Annotated in this window: 25 protein-coding genes and 1 pseudogene; 6 read left to right on the forward strand and 20 right to left on the reverse strand. The window is 44.7% G+C overall.

The genetic code is table 11. The annotated features are described in order from the left end of the window. Window positions 1–288 precede the first annotated feature (288 nt). The 5 genes from DWZ16_RS13445 to DWZ16_RS13465 form a co-directional block, all read right to left on the reverse strand. Window positions 289–1473 (reverse strand): site-specific integrase, encoded by a 1185-nt coding sequence (locus DWZ16_RS13445; protein ID WP_015552515.1) that lies wholly within the window; start codon window positions 1471–1473, stop codon window positions 289–291. A gap of 36 nt (window positions 1474–1509) precedes the next feature. Further along, a complete protein-coding gene (locus DWZ16_RS13450) occupies window positions 1510–1704 on the reverse strand; it encodes a DUF3173 domain-containing protein (protein WP_011861908.1) in 195 nt (64 codons plus the stop codon). A gap of 202 nt (window positions 1705–1906) precedes the next feature. Next, window positions 1907–2056 (reverse strand): hypothetical protein, encoded by a 150-nt coding sequence (locus DWZ16_RS15590; RefSeq protein WP_172749838.1) that lies wholly within the window; start codon window positions 2054–2056, stop codon window positions 1907–1909. A gap of 221 nt (window positions 2057–2277) precedes the next feature. Continuing rightward, window positions 2278–2517, reverse strand: a complete 240-nt coding sequence (locus DWZ16_RS13460) for a helix-turn-helix domain-containing protein (RefSeq protein ID WP_015552516.1) — start codon at window positions 2515–2517, stop codon at window positions 2278–2280. After that, on the reverse strand, window positions 2514–2933 hold the full coding sequence (locus DWZ16_RS13465; protein ID WP_009255078.1) for an RNA polymerase sigma factor: 420 nt from the start codon (window positions 2931–2933) through the stop codon (window positions 2514–2516). Before DWZ16_RS13465 ends, DWZ16_RS13460 begins: the two co-directional genes overlap by 4 nt. 600 nt (window positions 2934–3533) lie before the next feature. Between DWZ16_RS13465 and DWZ16_RS13470 the strand changes: the two genes are divergently transcribed. Beyond that, the gene (locus DWZ16_RS13470; RefSeq protein ID WP_009009558.1) at window positions 3534–3890 is read left to right on the forward strand and encodes a helix-turn-helix domain-containing protein; all 357 of its coding nucleotides are present in this window, start codon (window positions 3534–3536) and stop codon (window positions 3888–3890) included. 32 nt (window positions 3891–3922) lie between these two features. Here DWZ16_RS13470 and DWZ16_RS13475 read toward each other — a convergent pair whose 3' ends face one another. Then, on the reverse strand, window positions 3923–4618 hold the full coding sequence (locus DWZ16_RS13475; RefSeq protein ID WP_015552517.1) for a hypothetical protein: 696 nt from the start codon (window positions 4616–4618) through the stop codon (window positions 3923–3925). A gap of 179 nt (window positions 4619–4797) precedes the next feature. Between DWZ16_RS13475 and DWZ16_RS13480 the strand changes: the two genes are divergently transcribed. Then, window positions 4798–5358 carry a TetR/AcrR family transcriptional regulator gene (locus tag DWZ16_RS13480; RefSeq protein WP_015552518.1) on the forward strand — a complete coding sequence of 187 codons (561 nt, stop codon included), beginning with the start codon at window positions 4798–4800 and terminating at the stop codon, window positions 5356–5358. 75 nt (window positions 5359–5433) lie between these two features. Here the strand turns inward: DWZ16_RS13480 and DWZ16_RS13485 are convergent, their stop codons facing one another. The 14 genes and pseudogenes from DWZ16_RS13485 to DWZ16_RS13555 all read right to left on the reverse strand — a co-directional run bounded on the left by DWZ16_RS13485 (window position 5434) and on the right by DWZ16_RS13555 (window position 19636). Further along, window positions 5434–6342 carry a conjugal transfer protein gene (locus tag DWZ16_RS13485; protein ID WP_117942768.1) on the reverse strand — a complete coding sequence of 303 codons (909 nt, stop codon included), beginning with the start codon at window positions 6340–6342 and terminating at the stop codon, window positions 5434–5436. Between the two features lie 16 nt (window positions 6343–6358). Continuing rightward, entirely contained in the window at window positions 6359–7363 is a 1005-nt protein-coding gene (locus DWZ16_RS13490) for a lysozyme family protein (protein WP_015552520.1), read from the reverse strand. After that, window positions 7360–9024, reverse strand: a complete 1665-nt coding sequence (locus tag DWZ16_RS13495) for a CD3337/EF1877 family mobilome membrane protein (RefSeq protein ID WP_347560891.1) — start codon at window positions 9022–9024, stop codon at window positions 7360–7362. Before DWZ16_RS13495 ends, DWZ16_RS13490 begins: the two co-directional genes overlap by 4 nt. A 716-nt stretch (window positions 9025–9740) precedes the next feature. Then, complete coding sequence (locus DWZ16_RS13500) at window positions 9741–12191, reverse strand: ATP-binding protein (protein WP_015552521.1); 2451 nt, start codon at window positions 12189–12191, stop codon at window positions 9741–9743. Then, window positions 12175–12564, reverse strand: coding sequence for a conjugal transfer protein (locus tag DWZ16_RS13505; RefSeq protein ID WP_118523035.1), 390 nt, complete (start codon window positions 12562–12564; stop codon window positions 12175–12177). Before DWZ16_RS13505 ends, DWZ16_RS13500 begins: the two co-directional genes overlap by 17 nt. A gap of 92 nt (window positions 12565–12656) precedes the next feature. Next, window positions 12657–13154 (reverse strand): antirestriction protein ArdA, encoded by a 498-nt coding sequence (locus tag DWZ16_RS13510; RefSeq protein WP_109258194.1) that lies wholly within the window; start codon window positions 13152–13154, stop codon window positions 12657–12659. Window positions 13155–13170: 16 nt separating this feature from the next. Beyond that, on the reverse strand, window positions 13171–13665 hold the full coding sequence (locus tag DWZ16_RS13515) for an antirestriction protein ArdA (protein ID WP_015552522.1): 495 nt from the start codon (window positions 13663–13665) through the stop codon (window positions 13171–13173). A gap of 72 nt (window positions 13666–13737) precedes the next feature. Next, window positions 13738–14244 carry a superinfection exclusion B family protein gene (locus DWZ16_RS13520; protein ID WP_011861920.1) on the reverse strand — a complete coding sequence of 169 codons (507 nt, stop codon included), beginning with the start codon at window positions 14242–14244 and terminating at the stop codon, window positions 13738–13740. A 187-nt stretch (window positions 14245–14431) separates the two neighbouring features. Beyond that, window positions 14432–14653 (reverse strand): hypothetical protein, encoded by a 222-nt coding sequence (locus tag DWZ16_RS13525; protein ID WP_002570387.1) that lies wholly within the window; start codon window positions 14651–14653, stop codon window positions 14432–14434. A gap of 51 nt (window positions 14654–14704) precedes the next feature. Further along, the gene (mobT, locus tag DWZ16_RS13530; protein ID WP_244353836.1) at window positions 14705–15916 is read right to left on the reverse strand and encodes a MobT family relaxase; all 1212 of its coding nucleotides are present in this window, start codon (window positions 15914–15916) and stop codon (window positions 14705–14707) included. A gap of 163 nt (window positions 15917–16079) precedes the next feature. Further along, a pseudogene (locus DWZ16_RS13540) lies at window positions 16080–17476 on the reverse strand (FtsK/SpoIIIE domain-containing protein). A gap of 35 nt (window positions 17477–17511) precedes the next feature. Then, complete coding sequence (locus DWZ16_RS13545; protein ID WP_015552525.1) at window positions 17512–17889, reverse strand: YdcP family protein; 378 nt, start codon at window positions 17887–17889, stop codon at window positions 17512–17514. Window positions 17890–17910: 21 nt separating this feature from the next. After that, on the reverse strand, window positions 17911–18225 hold the full coding sequence (locus DWZ16_RS13550; protein WP_015552526.1) for a YdcP family protein: 315 nt from the start codon (window positions 18223–18225) through the stop codon (window positions 17911–17913). Between the two features lie 850 nt (window positions 18226–19075). Continuing rightward, on the reverse strand, window positions 19076–19636 hold the full coding sequence (locus tag DWZ16_RS13555; protein ID WP_118523036.1) for a helix-turn-helix domain-containing protein: 561 nt from the start codon (window positions 19634–19636) through the stop codon (window positions 19076–19078). A 217-nt stretch (window positions 19637–19853) separates the two neighbouring features. On the opposite strand from DWZ16_RS13555, the gene DWZ16_RS13560 reads away from it, so the two are divergent. The 4 genes from DWZ16_RS13560 to DWZ16_RS13575 all read left to right on the forward strand — a co-directional run bounded on the left by DWZ16_RS13560 (window position 19854) and on the right by DWZ16_RS13575 (window position 22589). Then, window positions 19854–20033, forward strand: coding sequence for a DNA-binding protein (locus DWZ16_RS13560; protein WP_021869173.1), 180 nt, complete (start codon window positions 19854–19856; stop codon window positions 20031–20033). Between the two features lie 20 nt (window positions 20034–20053). Further along, window positions 20054–21154, forward strand: a complete 1101-nt coding sequence (locus tag DWZ16_RS13565; RefSeq protein ID WP_118523037.1) for a site-specific integrase — start codon at window positions 20054–20056, stop codon at window positions 21152–21154. Further along, complete coding sequence (locus tag DWZ16_RS13570) at window positions 21138–21461, forward strand: plasmid mobilization protein (RefSeq protein WP_021869175.1); 324 nt, start codon at window positions 21138–21140, stop codon at window positions 21459–21461. Before DWZ16_RS13565 ends, DWZ16_RS13570 begins: the two co-directional genes overlap by 17 nt. Before the next feature lie 111 nt (window positions 21462–21572). Next, the gene (locus DWZ16_RS13575) at window positions 21573–22589 is read left to right on the forward strand and encodes a helicase RepA family protein (RefSeq protein ID WP_412694355.1); all 1017 of its coding nucleotides are present in this window, start codon (window positions 21573–21575) and stop codon (window positions 22587–22589) included. The last annotated feature ends 170 nt before the right edge of the window (window positions 22590–22759 follow it).

The following is a 22759-nucleotide window of genomic DNA, read 5'->3' on the forward strand; positions in this document are numbered from 1 at the left end:
TCTAAGCAAAATAGCTTATAATTTGACATGCTACATATAGTTATTATCCACAGTTATCGAGTAGGTGTTATCAATGCCGATAACAAAATGATAACATTAGCTCGTATAGGCAGGATAATATGGATATATCAAATAATCAAAAGAACGAGAAACATTACAGAGAATAATTCCTAAACAAAAAGCGTTAGTCTTTGTAGAGTTTGAATAGTTGGAGCAGAGCTTCAAAGCCTTTATTTTCAAGGGTTTTGAGGCTCTTTTCTTTTAGAATTGCATTTTGATTGCATTTTTTTATTCAACTGCTCTGTGATAGATTGCTGTATGCTGATTGCTGGTGTAATCGGCAACACTGGTTGTTGCCGGAGTATAAGTGAGAACGCCAGTTAATTTTTTGGCAACTTCCACGTTGGTGTTGGGATATAAATGTCCATAGGTTCCTAACGTGGTCTGTATCTTTTCATGCCCCAGACGTTCTTTAATCAATAAAGGATTTTCTCCCATACTGATGAGCAGGGAAGCATGGGAATGTCTGAGTGCATGAATTTTGATACGGTGTACGCCTGCCAATCCAGCAAGTTTTTCTAATGCCCGTGGGAGGGTGTGCTTACTGGTGGGAATCCCATTATAGCTTAGTACAAGGTCACAGTCCTTTAAAACCTTTTGCTGTACTTCCTGCCATGCTTTTAATTCTTTAATGGTATCTGTGTCAATATAGATAGTGCGAATACTGGCTTGTGTCTTTGGTTCCACAAATTTGTATTCGTCTATTGTTTTATAGTACAGCGTTTTCGTTATACTTAAAAGTCCGGTTTCAAAGTTGATATCCGACCATTGCAGGGCTGCGGCTTCTCCGATTCTCATTCCAGTCATAAACAGGAGCCAGTATGAAATGAAAAGGTAATGTTCGTAATAATCGCCCTTGTAGAGTAGGGAAATTACCTTTTGAAATTCATCCAGTGTCCAAAAATCCACTTTTGTTTTCTTGCTCTTGATGTTTCCTATCATTCGTGACGGATTTTTCTTTGCAAGACCGAGAACAACTGCTCTGTCAAAGGCAATGGAGAGCATACCCTGTACAATACGGATATAGTTTGGACTAAATTCTTTTGCGAGTTCAAGCTGCCAGTTTTGGACGTTAATGGGTTCTATCTCATCCACCGTCATTTTGTAAAAGTATGAAAAATGTTTCTGAATGGTAGAACGGCGGTTCAGATAGGTACTTTCCTTTACCTGTGTTTTATACCAAGGTAGGTAAGTCTCTTCAATGAACTGCTGAAAGGATAGCTGCTGTTTCTTTTCTGTCAATTCCTCTGTGGATGTAAGCATAAGCTTTGAATATGCTTCTCTGGCTTCCTTTTTTGTCTTGAATCCGCTTTTGTATTTCTGAATCTGTTTTCCGGTAATCGGGTGGAAACCTAAGTTTGCTCTAAAATAATAAGTTCCGTTTTCTGCTTTCTTAATAGGGTCTTTTGCCATGATTTCACTCCTTACATAAATGTGCAAGAAGTACAATCAGTTTGATTTATCAGTAAAAGTAATCCCTAACAATTCTTCCACAGCTTCTCTGGGAACCCTGTCCAGTTTGCGTGACTGATAGTAGGTATGCCCTTTTGAAATCATAAGTTTTTTTGCTTCTCTTATGATGTCTGCTGCGAATGAAGTCCCATAACCCAGTTCTATTAAGTCTTTTTTTGTTACTGTAATCATATTCCTCCTTTCCATAGACCAGATATGGAACCCTCAATATCTGTCTATATTATATCAGATTTTGTGGCAAAAGTAATATTAAGATTGTATTTCCTGCGAATAGTTATTTGATTTTGAATGAAAAATTCTAATTCAAAATAGTATATAAGCAAGCCGAGCAGCTTTCGCTAAAGCTCATGGGAATCTCACCCCTGCATGGTTCTCATCCAGCCGTACCCTTTGCCAGCGGTGCTACATCATCACACGGACTAAGGCTGTACGGAAGTATCATTATCACAATAGAAAGGTCATGGCGGCAGCTCTGCGGTAAGCTGCTTATGGAACGCTGGCAGGAATCGCTATCCGGTTTCATCCCTCCTTTGGTGGGTCACGGCGTGCCAGCCCAACGGCTCTCTTTCTATCGAAACGTATTCGGCTGCTTTATGCTGCGTTGATTAGACGCTTTCTTTTTCAAGGAACAATCCGGCTTTGTCAGCCTGTTAAAATGCACTGGTGATAATGCACTTTAATAGGCTGGCAAGCTCTGTCTGGGAAGCATGGGCTTGTCCATGCTTCCACAGGAGAGCGTTATTTTTACTTTGGTTCCCTGATTTCAAAAGATAAAATCTTTGCAATCAGACGTGTTTCCATCCGGCGGCGTAGGGTTTCATCTACAACCATGAGAGTATTGCCATATTCGTCTTTCATGGGACGCATGGAACGGCTGGCAATAAAACCGCTGTAATGGCGTACAATCTGGTTGACTGCTTCAATATCACCGTCCGCAGCCCTTACAATTACAGGAAACGGAATCATAGGGTGCTTTGCTGTCATGCTTCTTCCTCCATAAATTTTTTGATAAATTCCAGTCCGGCGTGTCTTCTTCTCTGGATGGTAGAACGGTTGACTTCCAGAATTTTTGAAATTTCCGTATCGTCAAATCCGAGGAAATAATATCTCAGGATAACGTCACGTTTCTTTCCATCCAGATTTTCTAATGCTTCTGCTAATAGGCTGTTTTCAATGCGGACAGTAAATCCATCCATTTCAAAAGTATGGAAATGGGAGGGATAGGTGTCTTCGGAAGAAAACAGATTGACGGTGTAATCGTCCATATCACAGAACAGGGTTTCCCGTTTACACTGTCTGGACAACGCTTTGAGATAGTCTTTGCGTTCATCCTCCATAGCGACTTTACAGATATAATCAAACTGGTTCTCTATGGTTGTCTGAAATTCAGATGGCTTCATCATTGCTCACCCCCTTTCCAGCCTTGAAAGGGAGCGAGTTGATAGGAATTTCTGCTTCTTTCCCCCTTTTCGCTCTTAGTCCCGACAGGACAGGGGGTGCAGTTGCGTTTTGAGAAGAAAAATTTAAAAACTTTTTCTTCCAACTAAAAAAGCACGCAAACAGACGATATTTCTGCTTGTGTGCTTCGATAGTTCTTACTATGTATTGTGAAAAACCATATTGCAGGTCAGACTTTTCTAGCGTAGGTGGATGGCTTTTTTTAACGGTTTACCGAATGTAGATATATTTAAGAAAATATTTTGCATAGCGGCTTCCTCCTGTAAGCCGCCGGAGCCTAAAAAAAGCTGACTTTAATACAACCTCCATGTGTTCTGGAAAAAAGAAAGACGGCGGCTTTTATTAAACCGTCGTCTGGAAAGGCTTATGTGATTTTGACGCAAGAAAAGTGTACTGCCAAATAACGGTTTTTTTTATTTCCGTTTCAGCAGCATAGTTTTATCTTTGGTACACATAATAGGAACTGTACAACTGTACAATACGTTTTTCTATACCTGTCACTATTATAACAGGAACAGTAAAATGTACAGAGGTGGTGTATTATGCGTAAAAAAGAAGATAAATATGATTTCAGGGCTTTGGGGCTTGCCATAAAAGAAGCCCGTAAAAAACAGGGTTTGACCCGTGAACAGGTGGGAGCAATGATTGAGATTGACCCACGTTATTTAACCAATATTGAGAACAAAGGGCAGCATCCCAGCTTACAGGTGCTTTACGACCTTGTATCTCTGCTGAATGTATCAGTGGATGAGTTTTTCTTGCCTGCCAGCAGTCAGGTGAAAAGTACCAAACGCAGGCAGTTAGAAAACAAAATAGACAATTTCACAGACGCTGACCTTGTTATTATGGAAAGCGTCGCAGATGGTATTGTCAAATCTAAGGAAGTGGGGGAAATGTAAATCCTCCACTTTTGTTTATAATTGCAGTGATATTAGAATTGATACTCTGCAATATTTTTGAAATCATTGTTCAACACATAATATACCTTATTTTTAGCAACGGAATATACAAAAGAAACTCTGGTTGCCCAAAGTCCTTCCTGACGTACTGACCTAAGTACATCAAAGGCGTTGGAAATAGAGAAGTTTTCTCCATATCCTTGCAGTAAATCCTTTGCCTTTTCATATCTGTTATCCCCAGATAAAACATATGGATTAGTCAATTCTGGTTTTAGAATGGAGTAATTTGTTATTAAGGAATATTTTTCTTTTTCCAAACGATACCCAATCCCCGGTTCAATAATGAGAACACGCCCAGTTCTATCCGAAAACATAGCCTGCATAGTAGTGTCAGGAGCATAAGTAATTTTCTTTTTTTTCACTATTTCCAATGAATCGTCAAAAGAGAGATTGCCTTTTATAAAGTTTTCTGTCAAATCAGCTATTGTATAGCATGATTCATTACCGCAAAATTGTGCATTGTCATTTCCATGTACATACAACAATGTGCCAACATTCCCATTTCTATTGATTCCATGAAAAGAGTGGTACTTATTATCGGACATTTTTATCCCTATAAAAAAACGGTCCTTTTCGGCAATTACAGTATGTTCCCATTCAGAAAGGTCAATATCAAAATTGAACCCAACAATGGTTTCTTTTCCATTATACACAAATCTTGTACACATATTTGTATTTCCTTTCGTAAACTAATTTGAATATCATAAAAACTAATTACATTAGTAATTTTAAATATTATAAGACTGTTTGTCAATACAAGAGTTCATTTTTTCTAACCAAATTATTGACTTCATTAATTTGATTACTTAAAATGAAGTAAATGATGTGTAGAAAGAGGAAAATGAATATGCGAGTTACAAAAGCCGAAGTTATAAAAACTGCTTCTGATATGGCTGATAGAAATGGACTTCATAATGTTTCTTTGAAAGCTATTGCTGAAAATTTAGGGATTCGTACCCCCTCCTTATATAATCATATAGGAAGTTTGGATGAACTTCTTAGGGAGATAGCACATAGTGGTATGCGTACTATGAATGAAAAAATGATTCGTGCAGTAATCGGTAAGACAGGGGATTCAGCATTAAAATTAGTGGCAGTTGAATATCTTAATTATATGATTGAACATCCCGGTGTTTATGAAATAATTCAATGGGCTAGTTGGAATGGAACAGAGGAAACAGCAATCATTTTTAATGATTATCTATCTTTACTTAAAACACTTATTTGCTCATGTGGCTTTAATCCAGATAAGACCACTGAAATTTTGAACATGGTAACAGGTATGCTTCATGGTTATACAACTTTACAATTAAGATATGCTTTTTCTAATCCTGATAAAGTAAGAAAAGAATTATCCGAAGCAATTGACACACTACTATTGGGAGCTAATCAAAAATATAAAGACTAATGATAAATTTTAAAAAGAAATACTTTATAAGAGAAACGTGCAAATCTCAAATGAGAAATGCACGTTTTTCTATAACTATTTCACAATCTTCCAGTTTTCCCCGTTCTTTTCCAGCACAAGGTCAAACTGCGATACCTGTGTTGTCATGGTCTGGTTATCCAGATATTTCACTGCAAGGGAAGCTGTCACCTGATTTCCGTTTCGATTGTAAACTGGATTCACCAGTTCCGAGAAAATGTATTCTTTCCCCCCAGGTTTCAGCACGCCCTCATTCACATAATAGGTCAGCTCCTTTGCGGTTGCCGTAGGGTACAGCTTGAAAAAGGTAGTGAGAAATTCGTTGATTTCCTCTGTGGTGATGGAATCCACCGTACCGTCACTTTGTACCGCTTTGGGAGTGTAACCGGATTTTACGGGAACACTGGTAATGGTTGGATTCTGGATAATCGTCAGGTTTCCAGAGCCGTCCACATAGACGGTCACCTGATAAGCGGAACGGACAGTTTTAACGGATTCTCCCTCTGTGATATGCTGTTCCACCGTATAGGTCACTTGATAATGCTGCTCCTTTTCTTCTGTGATTTCCCATATCTGAAAATCAGTCAGGGCAGACGATACGGGGATGTCCTTTCGGACAGTATCTACATTCAGGGCTTGCAGTTCTCCGGTGAGATACCCTTTTAAAGCATTTGTCCGGTTATCAATGGAAGCGGCAGACTGTTCCCATGAATAGTAGACTTCTGCGAAATTCTCCACAAAGTTTTCTATCTTGTGGGTGTCGAGGATGGTTTCTTCAATTACTTTGGTTTCATGGACAGTATGAATGTCTATCGCCGTGAAATTCTTATAGACGGCAAACAGGAAGCTCACTGCCAGCAGCACCCACAGGGCAATCACAGTTTTTTTGTGGGTATTGACTTTGTAAACTTTCAGTTTCTTTTCTTTCTGCTTTTTCTGGTTATCCTCTTTTCTAATCTGAATCATATCGGTTCATCCTTTCTTATTGTTTGATTCGTCCGGCTCCGGCAAAGTGCTGTTGCCAGTAGGAACCTGTCAGGTCTGCATAACCAATGGGATTTCCGGCATGGTACATCCGGTTATTTCCCACATACAGTCCCACATGGGTGATGTAGGTTCCGGCGTTGTAGGTGGAGTGGAAAAAGACCAAATCCCCTGCTTTTGCTTCGGACAGGGGGATGTGCTGCGTTACATTGTACTGTTCCTGTGCTGTCCGTGGCAGGGCGATTCCTGCCTTGCCATAGCACCACTGCACCAGTCCCGAACAGTCAAAGGAAGTGGAGGGAGAATCACCCCCGTACACATACGTCCATCCCTCATACTTTAAGGCTTCCTCCATGATAGCCTGCACCGTTTCATCATCAAACTGTGCCACGGTCAGGTATTGCGATACCAAGAGGACATAGAACATATTTCCGTAGGAATACCGCCAGCCTCCGTTTTTCTCTACCGCAACAGGGTTGGTGTAGGTGACTTTCTTTCCGCCGGATTTGTCCCTTGCGAAGCTCTCTGCCAGTTCAAAGGTGTATTTTTTTCCGTGTCCTGCCACATAGTCTAGGAAACCGCCGCCGTAATTATAGGATTGAATCACGCTGTTTAAGTCACAGCCCTTTGTTTCTGCCGCTGCGAGCAGTTCCGAGAAATATTTACAGCCCTGTTTGATGGATTCCTCTGTACTAAGGGAGTTCGGGGGAAGCCCCAGAGATTCCGAGGACTGCATAACGTCTTCCAGCGTGCCGCCGGATTCCACCTGAATGATGGCGAGCAGCACATTTAAGTATTCCTCTATGCCATATTCCTTTGCATACTTTTCCAGCATAGGTTTATGGGCGAGGACTTCCTGTGATACGCTCACGCCCCCATAGATAAGGTTTCCGCCGCTTCCGCCGTCTTCCTCATCCGAGAAGACAATCACCACCAAAAGGAGCAGGGAGAACATCATCACGAACACGCCGGAACAGGCAAAGAAAAGGTGTCTTAACTTCATGGTTTCTCCCCTTTCTTTTGTTTGGCAGCCGTTTTTACCGTTTTTGTCCACTCCTTTCTGGCTGTGGTACGCCGGATGGTAAAGTTCGATTCTTTTACCACAGGGGCAGCCCGTTTTACTTCCGGTATCACAGGAGCCGTATCGTTTTGGACAGGTCTTGCCGGACGGGGAGCAGCAAGGGTGATGGTTGGAGTTGTCTTTTGTCTTTCCTCTGGTTTGTCTGGGGAAATCGGAGGGAGTATCTGGCGTTCTGTCCTTACAGGCGGTGTTTGTTCATGGTGGATGGAAGCTGCTTTTACCACCGGAACCGAAGCCCGTTCCGCCACAGTTCCCCCATAAGAAACCTGTCCCCGTTCCCTGATGGATGGGGAAGCTGGCTGTATGGCTGGTTTTCCTGCATGAGTGGTATCTGCATGATGTCGAAAATCCTCTGGCTGTTTTGCAGTAACAGGGCGTTCATGGACAGGAGCTGCCCCTTTGGGTGCTTCGGAAGCTCTTTGTTGCGGTTGTTTTGCCTGTTCCAGTTCCGCCCTGCGTTCTGCAATGGTCTGTCTGCGGCTTTCTGCCTGTGCGTTTCGCTGTTCGGCTCTGGCAGTTCGGGTCTGGGTCACGTTGGAAGTAAAATCCCGTACTCCCTCTGATACCTGTGTTTTCCCGTGGTAAAGGGCGTACTTTGCATTGACGGGCAAATCCTTTGCCTGTTCCCGAAGCTGTCCGGCAGTATCGGCTATCTTATCTTTGGTATCTGCCGCCGCACCTACCGCAGAACCAGCCCGTTTCCATACGGATTCCTTTTCCAGTGCTGCCTGTCCGTCTGGTCTGCTGTGGTCTGTCTGTGTCCGTTTGGAAGAGCCGGAGTGGGAAGCATTTCTCTGGTCTGAGCCAGCCTGTTTTCCTGCGTGGTATGCAGCCGTTCTAGCCCCAAGAGCCGCCACGGAACGTCCTAACTTATGCTGTAAACGGTGCATATGGGCGTACATGAGCATACGGGGTCTTCGCATGATACGGCTTCCCATACTTTGAGAATCGCCGCTCTGTAAGGAGAACATCCCCATTAAATCTCCCAGCTTGAAATAGATTCCGGCAAAAGTCACTATCTGCAAGAACGCCGTCAGGAAGAACGGATATTCCCCAGACAGGTTGTAGAGCATGGTGGAAATGCTGAACGCTACCGTGATAATCAGAGTGATTCCGGCTCTGGTAAGGATGGTGTTGAACAGTTTCGTAATGGCACGCTTTGACATTCCCTCAAAAGAGGGAACCATGCTAAGGAGGAAGCTCACAGGCAGGAACATGGCATAGATGATAAAAAGCACCTGTGAAAAAATCATTATCCCCGTGAGCAGGAATACAAAAACGGAGATACCGATATTGAACATAAACAGGAAGAAGACGGTTCCCAAGCGGTTGATGGTCTTTGTGATGGTAAGGTTGGTATTTTCCCTGTCTTCGATTTCCACCACCACGATTTCTTCCCTGTCCTGCCCGTTGTTTTCGTTTGGGCTGGTTGAGAGCAGGCGTTCCACACGGTCAGCCCCAATACTTTCCATATCCGAGTTGCCGTATTGCAGCAGGAGCCACGGCTGCTTGACCTGAATGGAAAACAGGCTGTCCCGTATCAAATCCACGCTGTCTTTTCCTTGACTTTCCGAGTTCGGCAGCACAATCTTTGTACCAAGGGTCAGGCTGGCATTGCTGATGTCTGCGGAAAATTCATTGATTTTCCCGATATAATCAGGGGCATAGGCGATAAAGGCAGCGGACAGCACGAACACCACCACGAAATTGACAACGGCATGGATGGCTTTTGTGGTTTCCCGTTTGATAAGCCCTGTGTAGGCAACGTAAAGCCCCACCACCAGAATGAGAATCAGCAGGAACCCGATATAAAATCCCTCCGAGGACAAGCCGCCTGTGGTAACGCCTGCAAGGGTCTGCATATTTTTCCCAATGGAATCCGCCGTAGAGGAAATGAAGTCCAGCGAGTAGGCTTCCTGAATCAGATACCCCGTGGCGTTGGAAAGGTACAGGCTGATTGTCCAGATAAAATTTGTGATGGCATACAGCCCGTACATCACCTGTTTTCCGATACCGTCCAGCCAGTTCCACGGGAGCCAGTCCCATCCGCTGTCCACATAAAAATCAAGCTGGTAGTTGTCCAGAGGATATTTGCTGTATTCGTTGGCAGCGTCCACCGTATCATCCACCAGTCCGGCAGCATGGGCGGCTGTGCCGAAGACTGCAAGCAGCAGGAGGATGAGCAGGAGTGCCAGAAGTACCCTGCCAATCACTTTTCCTGCTATTTTCCAAGATAACCCCTTTTTGGCTGAATAGGGAACAGGGAGTTGCTGCCCGTTGGAAGTTCTATGTATCACCATCATTCCACCTCTTTTCTTACGGGCGGTCTGGTATCAAAGGCATGGAACAGGTCTTCAAAGATAGGATGGAACTGTATGACTCCCACACGCCCGTATAAATCACTGATAAGGCACTGTCCGTTTTCCAAGTCACGGAGCCGCTTCTGGTTGTTTTCATCTTCGGAATCCACCCCGAAAAAGGCAAGGGTCTTCTTGATTTCGTTGATGTCTGTGGAACGGAACGCAAATTTCAAGCCCAGATTGTTTTTCAGCTTTTCATCCAGCAAATCGTCCGTGTTCTGGGTGACAAAGTAAACGCCTGCGTTCATGGCACGTCCGGCACGAACCAGCTTCATGGAGAGTGTCTTGCCCTGTGCCACCTGTAAGAAGCTCCATGCTTCATCCAAATCCACAATCTTAAACACGCTGCGGTCGGTATGGATGAAGTCGAGGGCAAAGGTGCTGATTACAATGAGCATTGCCACGGAAAGTAGCTCCATTGTGGTGTATTCTTCAAACGAGGTTTCCTTATCCGGCAGCACCAAATCCGCCACTTGAATGATGTTGAGTTGCTTTTCAAGGCTGATGGACTGTGTGACATCCCCATCCGAAAAGAGCAGGTGTGCAAAGTCATAGTCCGTAAAGGATTCGATATGGTCGGCTATGCTGGTGCTGATGGTGGTTCCCTCCGCCCGAAGTTCTTCAATCACCTTGAAAAGCCCCCGTTCCTCACTGTTTGTTACCGCACGGATGGCTTTCCGAAGAACAGGGAACTTCTCTCCGTCACGGCTGGAAATGCCTGTTAAAAAAGTCAGGATGTCGATTGCCAGTGATTCGGAATCCTTTGGGTTCTCCATAATCACATACGGGTCAAGTAAGCCCCTGTTCTGTTCCTCCGAAGTCAGGTTTACGATATTGATTTCATGGGCGATTTCCGGCAGGGTTTCTTTCCACCGTCCCCGTTCTGCTTTCGGGTCAACAATGAGAGCCTGTGCCCCAAATAATACGGAATAATAGACAATCATGTTGTTGCTGAATGATTTTCCACCGCCGAGGGAGCCGACAAAAGCGGCAGCAAGGGCGTTAGTGACGGAGCCTTTTACTCCTTGACTGGCAAGGGCAGGCTTTAAGTACACGTTTCTTCCCGTATCAAGGCTGTACCCGATATAAATGCCCTCCGGTTCCCCCAACATCTGGGTTGCCCCGAAGCCAAGACCAGCGAGGAAGTCGCTGGTGACATACTGGATGTAATCGTTCAGATACCGCTTGCTGGCAGGGAGAAATTCCCCATGCAGCCCCAGCATATCTCCAAAGGGGCGAACCAGCTTCACGTTCAAATCGTCATAAAAATCTTTCACCTCATTGCAGCGGCGTTTCAGTTCTTCCAAGTCGGGAGCCGTCACACGCACCACATAGGACAGCTTATACATAGATTCCTTGCTCTGGTCTAAGGTGGATTCCAGCTCATTTACGCTGTCTAAAGCGTCCACCACGTTTGTACTGGTTTCACTGTCATTCTGCCATGCGTGGTTGTCCAAATCTTTCAGCTCTTTTTTCTTGTTCCGCACCGTGGAGAGGGCTTTCCGGTTTGTCACAATCTCCACATTCATAGAGGTATCAATGGGAAAAGTAAATTGCTGCTGCTGATAGTAAAAGATTTCCGAGGATGGGAAGTCCAGTTCCCCTACAATGCTGTTGATAGTAAAGTAGGCGGCATAAACTGTCCCGTCTTCCTGTTCGATTTTCAGATACCGCTGGTTTTCCTCTATCAGACAACGGGTGGGTTTGATGAGGTCATAGTATTTCACCAGCGTTTCCTCCTGAAACCGTTTCTTCGGAAGATAATACTCATAATCTTCGTAGGCGGTTCCGGTCTGCCCGTATAAATGCTCAATCAGATAGCCAAAATCGTCCTTGTTAAGCCGCCGGACTTTGAAGCGGCGTGAGATTTTACTTTCCAGCAGCTTTTCCATCTTCTGAAACCGCCAGATTTCTTCATTGCTCATGGAAACAAAATCTCCCATGAGTTTGTGGTTGACTTCATGGAGAAAATCGGAAACGGCGGTCTTTGCTTCCCTGCGAAACTGCTTCATGGTGACTTCCTGCTCATTGACAAGCAGCTTGAAGCCGATAAAAAAGCGGTAGTCCACCTGATTTTCCCCTATCATGGAAATCAGGGCTTCGGTCTGTGCGTCAATCTTTGCACAGGCAATATCTTTTAACTTGCCTGTTACTTCCTGTTTGGAGCGTTCCTGTGCTGCCCGTATGCTGGATTCGGTGCTGATTTGCAGGGCGTGAATCTTCCCGTCCCTGTTCTGGGCGATAAGCTGCCGGAACGAATCGTGTACCTGATATTTCTGTTCAGGGCTTAAAAAGGAATAGTTGTAGGGAAGCAGCTCATAGTAAGCGAAGCACTCCCCGTCATGGTTGAACACAAGGTTATTTTCGATATATTTAATCGGATATGCCATAAATATCACTCCTTACTGCCGTGATGGGCTGTGCTGGATATTCCTTTTCCAGCTTCACGGGCTTTCCTGCATAGGTCAGTTTCGGGCGTACCAGATATGCCAGTACGGATTTCAGGAAGCCGTAAGGCTTCTTCCCGTCAAAGGTCTTCTGGCACATGAACCAAGTGAGGGCAAAAGGTACGCCGAAATATTTTAAAAATGCCCCGTCAATGAATGAAGGAGGGAGGTTCCCCAAGAGCATAACTGCAAACACCGATACCACGAACCACGCCATCTGTGTGAACGTGATGGGGAATGGCAGCTTAAAATCATTGATGGAATAGAGTACCTTTTCCACCGACCAGATACTGGTATAGCTTCGTATTTTCTTCATGTTGTCCGTCCTTTCTAAAAGATGGGGACAGCAAAAGAGCCGCCCCTGAATAAAAAATCCGCCTGTATTTCCTGAAAGAGATACAGACGGGTCTACCGTAAGATTTCATATACGCCGTGGTTCGTGACAACAAAGGTTCCCTCCAATTCCATGTCACGCCCATAGGCTGCATAGTCGATATAGTTTTGTAAGTGTGCCGGAAGTTCTCCAAGCTGTCCGCTTTCTTCCAGATAGTAGCGAGCCACATCCGCCATATCGTCACAGCCGGAATGGCAGATAATATCGTCTTCATGCTCACAGAGTTCTTCGATACTGCCAAAGTAGGATTGCAGCTCTGATAGTTCCTCCTGAATGTACTCCGGTAAGTCCTCCACCATTTCACACAGGCGGTTGACTTCCTCAATGGGGGTATATTCGTCAATCTCAAAGGGTAGTTCATAGTCATGGATGGCGTATTCCTCATATTCATCATTCAAACTGATACGTTCCTTGACTTCCTCAAAATCCACAGGCGGCGTGAACCATGCCCCTACCAGTTCGCCCTCATTGTATTTTCCTAAGTTGGCAATGTAAATCCGCATTTCTTCCAAGTTCCTCCACCTCCTTTTAGCGGTAATAAAAGATACCATTGTCCGTAAACAGATAGTTTTCGCTGGTTTCCAGCTCCCGACCAATGGAAGCGTAGTCGATATGGTTCAACAGGTCTGGATGTACTTCTCCAAATATCTGTACCTCCTGCACCAGATAACGGGCGAGGGATTCCCCGTCCTGAACCGGATAGCAGCGTATCTGGTCTTTGTGGTCGATAAATTCCGTAAAGCTGGAAAACCACCGCTTTTGTACCACATCCATTTCATAATAGAGGGGCGTTCCCTGCATTTCCTGTACCATCCGGCAAAGGGCGTTGATTTCCCAGAGCCTTGTGTTGCCCTCCAACGGAAACGGCAGCTCATAGTCTTCAATTTCGATTTCTTCCTCACTCTGAACGCCAAGACGTTCCTTGACTTCCTCAAAATCCACGGGACAGGAAAACCATGCCCCAGGGTACTCCTCAAAATCCTCATGGTAAAACCGTGTGGTGTTCAGGATGTAGATTCTCATTTTCTCAATTAGTATCACGTCCTTTCTTAGAACAAAAATGGCAACTAACTTTGTTTGTCAGTTGCCATTTTTCTAATAAAATATTCGCTTTAATTCTTCATCACTATTGATTTTTTTAATTACCCAAGGTTGTAAAAAATAATTGATTTGTGGGTCTAACATACTTACTAAATGAGTTTGTCCGGCAGGGGTTAATATTTGTAAATGTTGAAGTTCTATTACTAATCCATTGTTCATGGGTAATGGCAGGGTGTGAGTTGGTTCACGTAAAAACTCCCGAATGATTGTCACCTGTTCTGGTGTCATATTTTTCAAATATTTAATCTGAGCAGTTCCTAATCTCTTTGAAGCATACTTGTCATAAAAGAAATGAAAAATTTTAGATAGTAATAAAACTATTAGTAAGGCTGTGGAAATCACAAAAACAATGCCTATTGTAAAACCATATTTTTCTCGAAAATTTATAATATAAAACTTTTGGGCTAACTTTTGAGGCAATAATAATAATGTACCACTGGCAATAGATAAAGCTCCTAAAATGTTCGGTGGTAATTTCAAAAAATCAATAAAATCCTTCATACATTTCCTCCGCTTTCAATTACTATATAAAGAAATTATACCACCATTCTTAGTTTATCTCAATTATCATACACTATCATATTACATCTTCTTTCTTTTGGGGAGTTACGCTCCCCAAGCCCCTAGTGGACTTCCGCCATGAAGCAATCAGAGCTTGCTCCATAACGGAAGTGTAAAATGGGTTTTTCTATGCACCGATAATCTTATTGAACAGTTCCAGTAAGATGTCCTTTACACCGTCCGCATTGAAGACCAGCCCAACCGCTACAAGGGAAACTACCAGAAAACCGATAAGTTTGGAAAATTCCCTCTTAAATCCGAGGTACAGTCCAATTACCACGATTGCCAGCAGCACAAGGGACTGGGCGTTGGATAAAAACCAGTTGTAAAGATTCTGTCCGAAATTCATAAAAGCTCCTTTCTTTCCTGTAAGAGTTCTTAGGTTCCAAAATTGCCGCCGTTAAAGCACCACCTCTTTTGCAGCGGCGGCTTGCTGCTTCAGGATTTTTTCGTGCTTCTCCGTCAGCTTTGCATGGGTGATGATGTCATGGACAATCTGGGTGTGGTTCATCTTATCCAGACGGAGAGCCAGCTTTAATGTGGGTGCTACCTGATGGGAGAGCCAGTGCAGGGTGCGTTCAAAGGAATAGGGTTCCGGTTTGGTTGTCAGTTTCAGGCTTCCCCTGTGTTCCCCAATGAACCACGCCCATTCCTCACTGATACGCCAGTCAGAACGGGGTTTCGTATCGTCCTTGTCCACGAACCGGACATAGCGGTTGATGATTTGAAAGGCTGTCCGTTCTGGATTGTCATGTTCTAACAGGTCACGGATGGCGTAAAAGGCACGCTCATTTTTCAGCCGGATTTCAAAGCGGTTCTTTACCTCTGCGTCCGCAATGGGAATATCATGCTTTTTGTACTGCTCATAGTCCTTTTCGTAAATGCAGAAGTACACCTCACTTTGGAGGGAGCCGATATACAGGGTGTTCCCCATACATTCTTTTTCCTCACGCCGTACCAGTTCGCCGCTGCGGTAGCTTTTGAAGCTGCGGAAGACCGAGATACATTCCTCATTCCGGCACTTCTCTGTCAGATGGGGAATGTTCAGGATTCCCGTTTTGTCATTGATGGCGAGGTCAAGCCGCTTCATCACGCCGTCCTCCATGAGAACATCCATGAAAAACTCATACCAGCTCCGTTCCTGTGCCAGCAGATAGCTTTCAAACTGGCGGCAGCCACGCCCTTTCAGTTCCAGCAGCACCCCTTTTTCCAGTTCCGGTGATACCAGAACGAAAATATCCCCCAGATAGTAATGCTCTGTGTAAGAGTAGAAACCGTAGTCTTCATGGATAAAGTAGGGGAGCTTTAGCCGCAGCACGTCTTCCACGATATGCTTCACATCCGTAGTGGGAAAGCGAATCCGCACATAGTCAAAGAGCATTTCAAGGGGAGCGTCTGGGTTGAATCGTTCCAGAGCTTCCGTGATGGCTTCCTGTAATACTTCGGACGGGTGAGCCTTGCCTGTTTCAATGTCGCTCAGGTACGGACGGGTGATTCCGGCAGCTAGGGCAAGTTTCTGTTGTGAGATACCGTAACTTTCCCGTTTTTCTTTGATGTCCCGTACCCATGTTTCTTCATTCAGTGAAAATCCCTCCTGTCTAAAAAAGCGTATGTCAACTTTCAGAGCCTTGTTGACACACGCCGGATATGGGAAAATCCCTTGTGTACCATGGGATTCTGCCCTGTTGTTTGGTTGTTGCCTGTCGATTTGTACCCCTCTGTTAGATACGAGGGGTTTATGCTGGCGTGCCTTGCGGCACACCAGCCACAGCAGGTCAGTCCGCTTCTGCGGCTTTCGCTTCGCACGCCGCCTGCACTCCCTGCCTGCTGTCTGTCAGTTTTTTTATTTCTTTGAGGAAATCGTGTCCTTTTTGTACAAGGGGCGTGTAAAACTCCGAGATAACGCTAGTTCCCACATCCACATAGCCACGCCCCTTTATCTGCTTTAGGAAGAAGTCCTTTGTGGTTTCCCCGAACATCATCCCATAGCCCATTTCCGACATCCGCCCCAGAGCCACACGGAAATTGAACTGGTCACGGATTCCGTCCCCCAGATACTTTGCGTCCGGACGCTGGCAGGCGAGAATCAGGAAGAAGCCAGCCTGCCGCCCAAGCATAACGATTTGTTTTAACTTGTTGAGGACAGCGGCGTTTTCTTTTGTGCCGAGCATTTCCATAAATGCCACATATTCATCAAAGATAAGGAAATTTGCCGGAAGCCCCAAGTAAGCGTAGTTTTCCCCTGTCCGGTAATTCTCCATGAGCTTCATGTCTTCGCTGCGTTTCATCATTTCCTCATAGAAACGGTCAATGCAGGAAAGCATATCCTCCTTTTTGTAGTACACATCCGGCATAACCGCCTGTAAATCCGCAAGGTCGGCGTTTTTGGGGTCTAACACGAACAGGATGGCGTTGGTGCGGAGCAGGGCTTCAATAAGGGTTAGGATAAAGTAGGTCTTTCCACCGCCGGTTCCTCCGGCAATGAGCATATGGGGGAGCTTATCATACTCCCACCAGACATTTTCCATAAGCCGAAGCCTGCCGTCCTTTGCCTGTACATCCTCAATGGAAATACGGTTGGCAATGGTATCATAAAGCAGGGTGTATTCCACATAGGAATCTTTTAATTCCTTATCCGTCAGCTCACAGTACAAGCCGCTTTCCAGCTTTTTCTCCAAGTTTAAAAGCTGCTCCTGATATTTCCCCAAGGTGATTTCCACACGGATATGGAGCAAGCCCTGTTTCATCCGGTAGTAGATTTTTGGAAAGTAAGTGATGGCTTCTTTGGAACGGCTGGAAGACAAGTCCTTGAAAAAAGTGTCTTCCTTTCTCTGTTCCGATTCATACCACTTGTTTTCCAACACCATCCTTGCCAGCTTTTGGCGGTGGATGAGCTGTTTTACTTCGTCCCTGCGGTATCGCCAGAACAGAAGAACTGCTGCAAGACACACCAGCCTGCCACGCCCATACTGAATAACAGGTAAGGGATATTTACATCCTGTATTATCTGGGAAAGGGACACTTCCTGCCAGTTGGTTCCGGCAATCTGCCGGATATGAAACAGCAGGACAACCAGCAGGAAGACAGGGAACAGGGCGGCAAGGGCAGTATGGAACACAAGGTCTTTATCCGTGGGGCGGATACGTTTTCCACGGGGGAAAAGCTGTTTCATGAGAACAATCCTCCTTTCGTTTTTTTATGTTCCTGTTATTTTACAGGGGGAGCGTCTTTCTTCGGTGGCTGCGGATTCATGGCAGCCCCTTTTTTCAGGACAATATCCTCTGCCTTGATGTACCAGTCCACCTCTGCCCCCTGAAAGGTAGCTGTTGCCACGGTATCTGCCACAGGATTGATAAGTTCTACCTCTGCGTTATAATCGAACTCTTTTAACGGCACGCTGGCAGGGACGGAAACCTGAATCATACGCCCCTGTCCTCTGGATTTTAAGTCATAGGTACGCTCCTTGATTTCTTCTGATACCGAGCCGTCTTCATTCTGGAGGTGAACCTCACGGCGGAGGGCAGAAAATTTCAATGCCCCGAATGTTGCTTCCTTGTCAATCACGATTCCGTTTGCTAATCTCATAGTCTGATGTCCTCCTTTTCCTTATGCTTTTACCATATCGTCAGCGTGTAAAATGTAGTTGGTAAAGCCCCTTGTGCCGATTTTATAGCCCTCTGCGGTAATACGGGGATTGACGAGCTTTACACGTTCCTCAAAGTCAAAATGTTTCTCTCCGGCTTCGGCAGGGAGGATAACCACAATATCATCCGCCCTCTGTACGTCTGAATAAAGGTTGAAGCTGCGAGAGAGTACCGCTATGCGTCCGTTGATTCTTCTCTGTTCTGTTTTGTCTTCTCCGGCAAACTCCAAGTTGCCGAATGTTTTTTCCATGTTGGGGATAACAAATTTTAATTCCATATAGATGTACCTGTCCTTTCTGAATGTTGTGTTTGATGGTAGGTTTCGGGTTCCGGTCTGGAAGCCGGAGGGGAACGCTCCGGCGGTGGTGATTTCTTCGTGGTATCACATCCTTTCTGGGGCTATTGAAGAAATTACAGGGTTGTGATATTATCTAGGTGTTAAAAATTAAATAGTCATGGTTAGGATTGTTAGCTTGTGTTTTCTCATGTAGCTCTGTCATGTACTCCCAACAACTTAAAAGTAGATTTCAGTGGAGATTTATAATATCAGGAGGTACGCTTATGACAATAATAACAACTGTAAAAAGCATTATGGTGGGCGACGGAATTTCTGGGAATTTTTGCTAAAATGTGCAGGGGCAATGGAAAAAATTACGGCTGGCATGACATGAAGAATCCGGGAGGGTCAAATCTCCAATTCCCATCGGGGCTGTTTTCAGCCCCATTTAATTTTGAAACAAAAAATAGACGCTCATTGTTGAACGTCTATTTTTGGATGATATTGAGGTTTGCTGGTCTATCTTATAAAATCTGAATGTACTTCGATTGCATTTTTATTGCATTTTTTATTTTTTTTCACATAGATTTTAGTGGTTGATAGTTCCTGAAAATGCCTTAAAATCAATGATTTTCACTTATATAGCATACTGTCTGTCTGGAGTTTGAGTGATGAAATGAACTTGAAAAAGCCTTTATTTATGCTGATTGCAAGCAAATTTGTTTAAGCTTTGGCAACGATTTGGCAACATTTTGGGTATCACTCACTGAATAACAGAATACTTCAATAAGAGAAAAACCTTGCTGATTTTCAGATATGGAAACTGAACATCGGCAAGGTCTTTTTATGCTTATTTCTGCTTTTTCTTTTTAGACGCTTTCTTTTCTTCTTTCTCGATTTCCTGAAATTCTTTGGCAAGCATATCACTGACCGCCTGCGAGGGAACACTCCCCCAATGTCCAGAGGTGTCAAGTTCTGGGTACTTGTATCGCCACTGGTCGTATTCTTCTTTGCTAATCTCGCCCCGTTCCAGCTTGGCAGATTGTTCCTGCCATGCGTGGAACATTTTGAACATGGAGGAATAGGTGGAACAGTCGGACTTGTCCAGCCGCAGACACACTTCCCCGTCAATCTCTCCGATTTTCAGTCCATACATATCTTCCAGCGCAAAAAGTGTGTGCATAAGCCCGATATAGCTGTCAATCTCCGGGACTGTGATTGCTCGTGGGCTGACATCAAAGATATTTGCCATTTCTTTTACAAGGTCTTGCTTCGGCGTTCTGGCTTCTGATTCATACTGTGCCATACGGACATCAGAGGTCTTTCCGAGAAAACCGAGGATTTCGCCTAACTGCTTTTGCGTCATGCCTTTCCGATTACGGAAAAAGCGGATTCGTTTGCCGATTGCCATAATAAAACCTCCGTTGTAGTTATAGTGATACAACCATTCTTGACTTAAACATTTCTGTTGAAGTTAGTATAACATTGTGCAATAGGAATAGCAAGAGGAACTTAAATAAAAAAAGTTAAGATTTTTCTGCAAATCACTTGACTTAACGGAATTTATTTAGTATCATGGATACAACCTAAACAAAAACAGTTAAATAAAGAAAGGAGAGGATAACTGAATGGCAGAAAAATCATTTATGACTGTGGAGGAAGTGGCAGCGGAACTGCGGGTGTCAAAGTCAAAAGCCTACCAGATTGTGCGGGAACTAAACGCAGAATTACAGAAACAGGGCTATCTGACGGTGGCTGGTCGTGTGAACGCTACATTTTTTCATAAAAAGGTCTGTTACAGCGATTAAGCGGAAAGGAGATGATTTGAATGGCTGTATACAAAGACAATGCTACAGGAACGTGGCGGGTAATCTATCGTTTCACGAATTGGAAAGGGGAGCGGAAGCAGACCCAGAAACGAGGATTTGCTACGAAGAGGGAAGCACAGGCGTGGGAACATGAAGCCATGCTGAAACAAGGTGCAAAGCTGGATATGACATTTGCCAGCTTCTTTGAGGTTTACGAAGCCGACAAGAAACAGCGTGTCAAGGAAAGCACATGGGAATCCAAAAGCCATGTAATCCGCACAAAGATTTTACCGTATTTCGGAAATCGGAAGATAGCGGAGATTGAAGCAAAAGACATTATCACATGGCAGAATGAACTCATGGCGTACCGGGACGAGAAAGGGAAGCCTTATTCGGCGGATTATCTGAAAACCATACACGCCCAGCTTACAGCAATTTTCAACCATGCTGTGAACTTCTATAACCTGCCCTACAATCCGGCAAGGCGGGCCGGCACAATGGGAAATGAGGTTCCGAAAGAAATGGACTTCTGGACGAAAGAGGAATATCTGAAATTCTCCGAAGCCATGATGGATAAGCCCCGTTCCTATTATGCCTTTGAAATGCTTTACTGGTGCGGAATCCGCTCCGGCGAACTGCTGGCACTCACTCCGGCTGATTTTGATTTTCAGAAGCAGACAGTCACAATCAGCAAGACGTTTCACCGATCTAAAGGGCGGGATATTATCACAAGTCCGAAAACAAAAAAGAGTAACCGTACAATCAAAATGCCGCCATTTCTCTGTGAGGAAATACGGGAATATATCAAAATGCTTTACGACATTCAGCCAGACGAGCGGTTGTTTACGGTCACGAAATCCTATCTCAACCATGAGATGGAGCGAGGGGCGAAGCAGGCAGGAGTGAAAAAGATTCGTGTGCATGATATTCGTCATAGTGCGGTTTCTCTGTTAATCGACATGGGATTTTCGGTGTTGGCGATTGGGGAGCGCATGGGGCATGAAGCGGAGAAAATCACTTACCGCTATGCTCATTTATTCCCTACGGTGCAGACGGAAATGGCAGAAAAATTGGAAATGGAGCGAATGACAAAGGAGGATACAAATGGAAAGAACACTTGATTACAAAGGGCGGTGGCGCAATCATACAGTAGCGTTCCGGGTATCGAACGAGGAAGCGAATCTGCTTAACGATTTGGTGGCACTGTCGGGATTGACGAAGCAGGACTACATCACAAGGCGGCTGCTGTGCCGGGACGTGGTGGTACAGGGTAATCCGAGGGTGTATAAGGCTCTGAAAAATCAAATGGCGGCTATCTACGAGGAATTGAAGCGGCTGGAAGCATTAAGCCCGGACAATGACGAACTGCTCTATACGTTACAGGTAATCGGAATCACATTAGACGGTCTGAAAGGAGAAGATGAATGACAGAAAAAATAAAAAACGACTGCTCCCGTATTATCTGTTGGCGCAGATAGGGAACAGCCGAATACAAAAAATCACAAAGAAATTATAGCAAATGAAACAGCACAAATCAATCTGCAAGCCGCACAAAACCCGGAGAAATCCAGGAGCGGCGGGCTTCAAACCGTTTCCATGACGGAACTGTATGATACCGTATATCCACCGAGAACACCGGTTGTGGACGGGTTTCTCTACGGCGGTACTTACCTCTTTGTAGGTGCGCCGAAAGTTGGAAAATCGTTCTTTATGGGGCAGCTTGCCTACCATGTGGCAATGGGGCTTCCACTGTGGGATTATCCCGTCCGAAAGGGGACGGTGCTGTATCTGGCACTGGAAGATGATTACGCAAGGCTTCAGCGCCGACTCTCCGGTATGTTCGGTGTGGAATGTGCGGATAACCTGTACTTTGCGACACAGGCAAAGACCTTGAATGAGGGATTAGACAGGCAATTAGAGGAATTTCTGAAAGAGCATACAGACGCAAGGCTGATTATCATTGACACGCTCCAGAAAGTGCGTGAGGTTGGCGGGGACAGGTACAGCTATTCCAGTGATTACGAGATTGTGACAAAGTTAAAATCGTTCAGCGATAAATACGGTATCTGCCTGCTGGTGGTTCATCACACACGCAAGCTGGAATCCGAGGACAGCTTTGATATGATTTCCGGCACAAATGGGTTGCTTGGAGCGGCAGACGGGGCGTTTATCATGCACAAGAAAAAGCGTACTGACAATGAGGCGGTGCTGGATATTGTGGGGCGTGACCAGCCGGATCAGGAACTGACCATAGAGTTTGACCGGGAGTGCTGCGTCTGGAAATTTAAAAAGGCGGAGACGGAACTGTGGAAACAACCGCCGAATCCTCTGCTGGAAGCAATCAACAATTTTCTGACAGAGGATAAGCCGGAATGGGAGGGGACAGCAACAGAACTTGTGAGCCAGTTGCCGGATATGCAGATACAGGCAAACGTGCTTTCCAGAAAATTGAATGTAGTCAATAGTCAGTTGCTTAATAACTATGGAATTTTCTATGACAATAAGCGAGGGCATGAAAGGAAGATTGTTCTGAAACGGCTTGAGCCGAGAGAGTAAAAGCGACGATATGCGTCGGTTGCGACGGTATTTTTTACAGTGGGCTGGTATAGAAAATATTGACGCTATCGACGCAAACCGACGCAGAAAGGATTAAGTGATGAAAAACGTGCAAATTCCTTATGAATTGTTTGTATCTCTGCTCCGCTATCATCTAATGGAAGATGATG

This window comes from Clostridium sp. AF29-8BH, assembly GCF_003478145.1.
In the GTDB taxonomy this organism is placed as follows: domain Bacteria; phylum Bacillota; class Clostridia; order Lachnospirales; family Lachnospiraceae; genus Otoolea; species Otoolea fessa.

Excerpts from the sequence above, each read along its gene's own strand:
- DWZ16_RS13450 (WP_011861908.1), bottom strand. The coding sequence starts at position 1,704 with ATGATTACAGTAACAAAAAAAGACTTAATAGAACTGGGTTATGGGACT.
- DWZ16_RS13560 (WP_021869173.1), top strand. The coding sequence starts at position 19,854 with ATGGCAGAAAAATCATTTATGACTGTGGAGGAAGTGGCAGCGGAACTG.
- DWZ16_RS13475 (WP_015552517.1), bottom strand. The coding sequence starts at position 4,618 with ATGTGTACAAGATTTGTGTATAATGGAAAAGAAACCATTGTTGGGTTC.
- DWZ16_RS13445 (WP_015552515.1), bottom strand. The coding sequence starts at position 1,473 with ATGGCAAAAGACCCTATTAAGAAAGCAGAAAACGGAACTTATTATTTT.
- DWZ16_RS13550 (WP_015552526.1), bottom strand. The coding sequence starts at position 18,225 with ATGGAATTAAAATTTGTTATCCCCAACATGGAAAAAACATTCGGCAAC.
- DWZ16_RS13480 (WP_015552518.1), top strand. The coding sequence starts at position 4,798 with ATGCGAGTTACAAAAGCCGAAGTTATAAAAACTGCTTCTGATATGGCT.
- DWZ16_RS13525 (WP_002570387.1), bottom strand. The coding sequence starts at position 14,653 with ATGAATTTCGGACAGAATCTTTACAACTGGTTTTTATCCAACGCCCAG.
- DWZ16_RS13485 (WP_117942768.1), bottom strand. The coding sequence starts at position 6,342 with ATGATTCAGATTAGAAAAGAGGATAACCAGAAAAAGCAGAAAGAAAAG.
- DWZ16_RS13460 (WP_015552516.1), bottom strand. The coding sequence starts at position 2,517 with ATGACAGCAAAGCACCCTATGATTCCGTTTCCTGTAATTGTAAGGGCT.
- DWZ16_RS13570 (WP_021869175.1), top strand. The coding sequence starts at position 21,138 with ATGGAAAGAACACTTGATTACAAAGGGCGGTGGCGCAATCATACAGTA.
- DWZ16_RS13520 (WP_011861920.1), bottom strand. The coding sequence starts at position 14,244 with ATGAAGGATTTTATTGATTTTTTGAAATTACCACCGAACATTTTAGGA.
- DWZ16_RS13500 (WP_015552521.1), bottom strand. The coding sequence starts at position 12,191 with ATGGCATATCCGATTAAATATATCGAAAATAACCTTGTGTTCAACCAT.
- DWZ16_RS15590 (WP_172749838.1), bottom strand. The coding sequence starts at position 2,056 with ATGAAACCGGATAGCGATTCCTGCCAGCGTTCCATAAGCAGCTTACCG.
- DWZ16_RS13470 (WP_009009558.1), top strand. The coding sequence starts at position 3,534 with ATGCGTAAAAAAGAAGATAAATATGATTTCAGGGCTTTGGGGCTTGCC.
- DWZ16_RS13465 (WP_009255078.1), bottom strand. The coding sequence starts at position 2,933 with ATGAAGCCATCTGAATTTCAGACAACCATAGAGAACCAGTTTGATTAT.
- DWZ16_RS13515 (WP_015552522.1), bottom strand. The coding sequence starts at position 13,665 with ATGAGAATCTACATCCTGAACACCACACGGTTTTACCATGAGGATTTT.
- DWZ16_RS13565 (WP_118523037.1), top strand. The coding sequence starts at position 20,054 with ATGGCTGTATACAAAGACAATGCTACAGGAACGTGGCGGGTAATCTAT.
- DWZ16_RS13490 (WP_015552520.1), bottom strand. The coding sequence starts at position 7,363 with ATGAAGTTAAGACACCTTTTCTTTGCCTGTTCCGGCGTGTTCGTGATG.
- DWZ16_RS13505 (WP_118523035.1), bottom strand. The coding sequence starts at position 12,564 with ATGAAGAAAATACGAAGCTATACCAGTATCTGGTCGGTGGAAAAGGTA.
- DWZ16_RS13545 (WP_015552525.1), bottom strand. The coding sequence starts at position 17,889 with ATGAGATTAGCAAACGGAATCGTGATTGACAAGGAAGCAACATTCGGG.
- DWZ16_RS13555 (WP_118523036.1), bottom strand. The coding sequence starts at position 19,636 with ATGGCAATCGGCAAACGAATCCGCTTTTTCCGTAATCGGAAAGGCATG.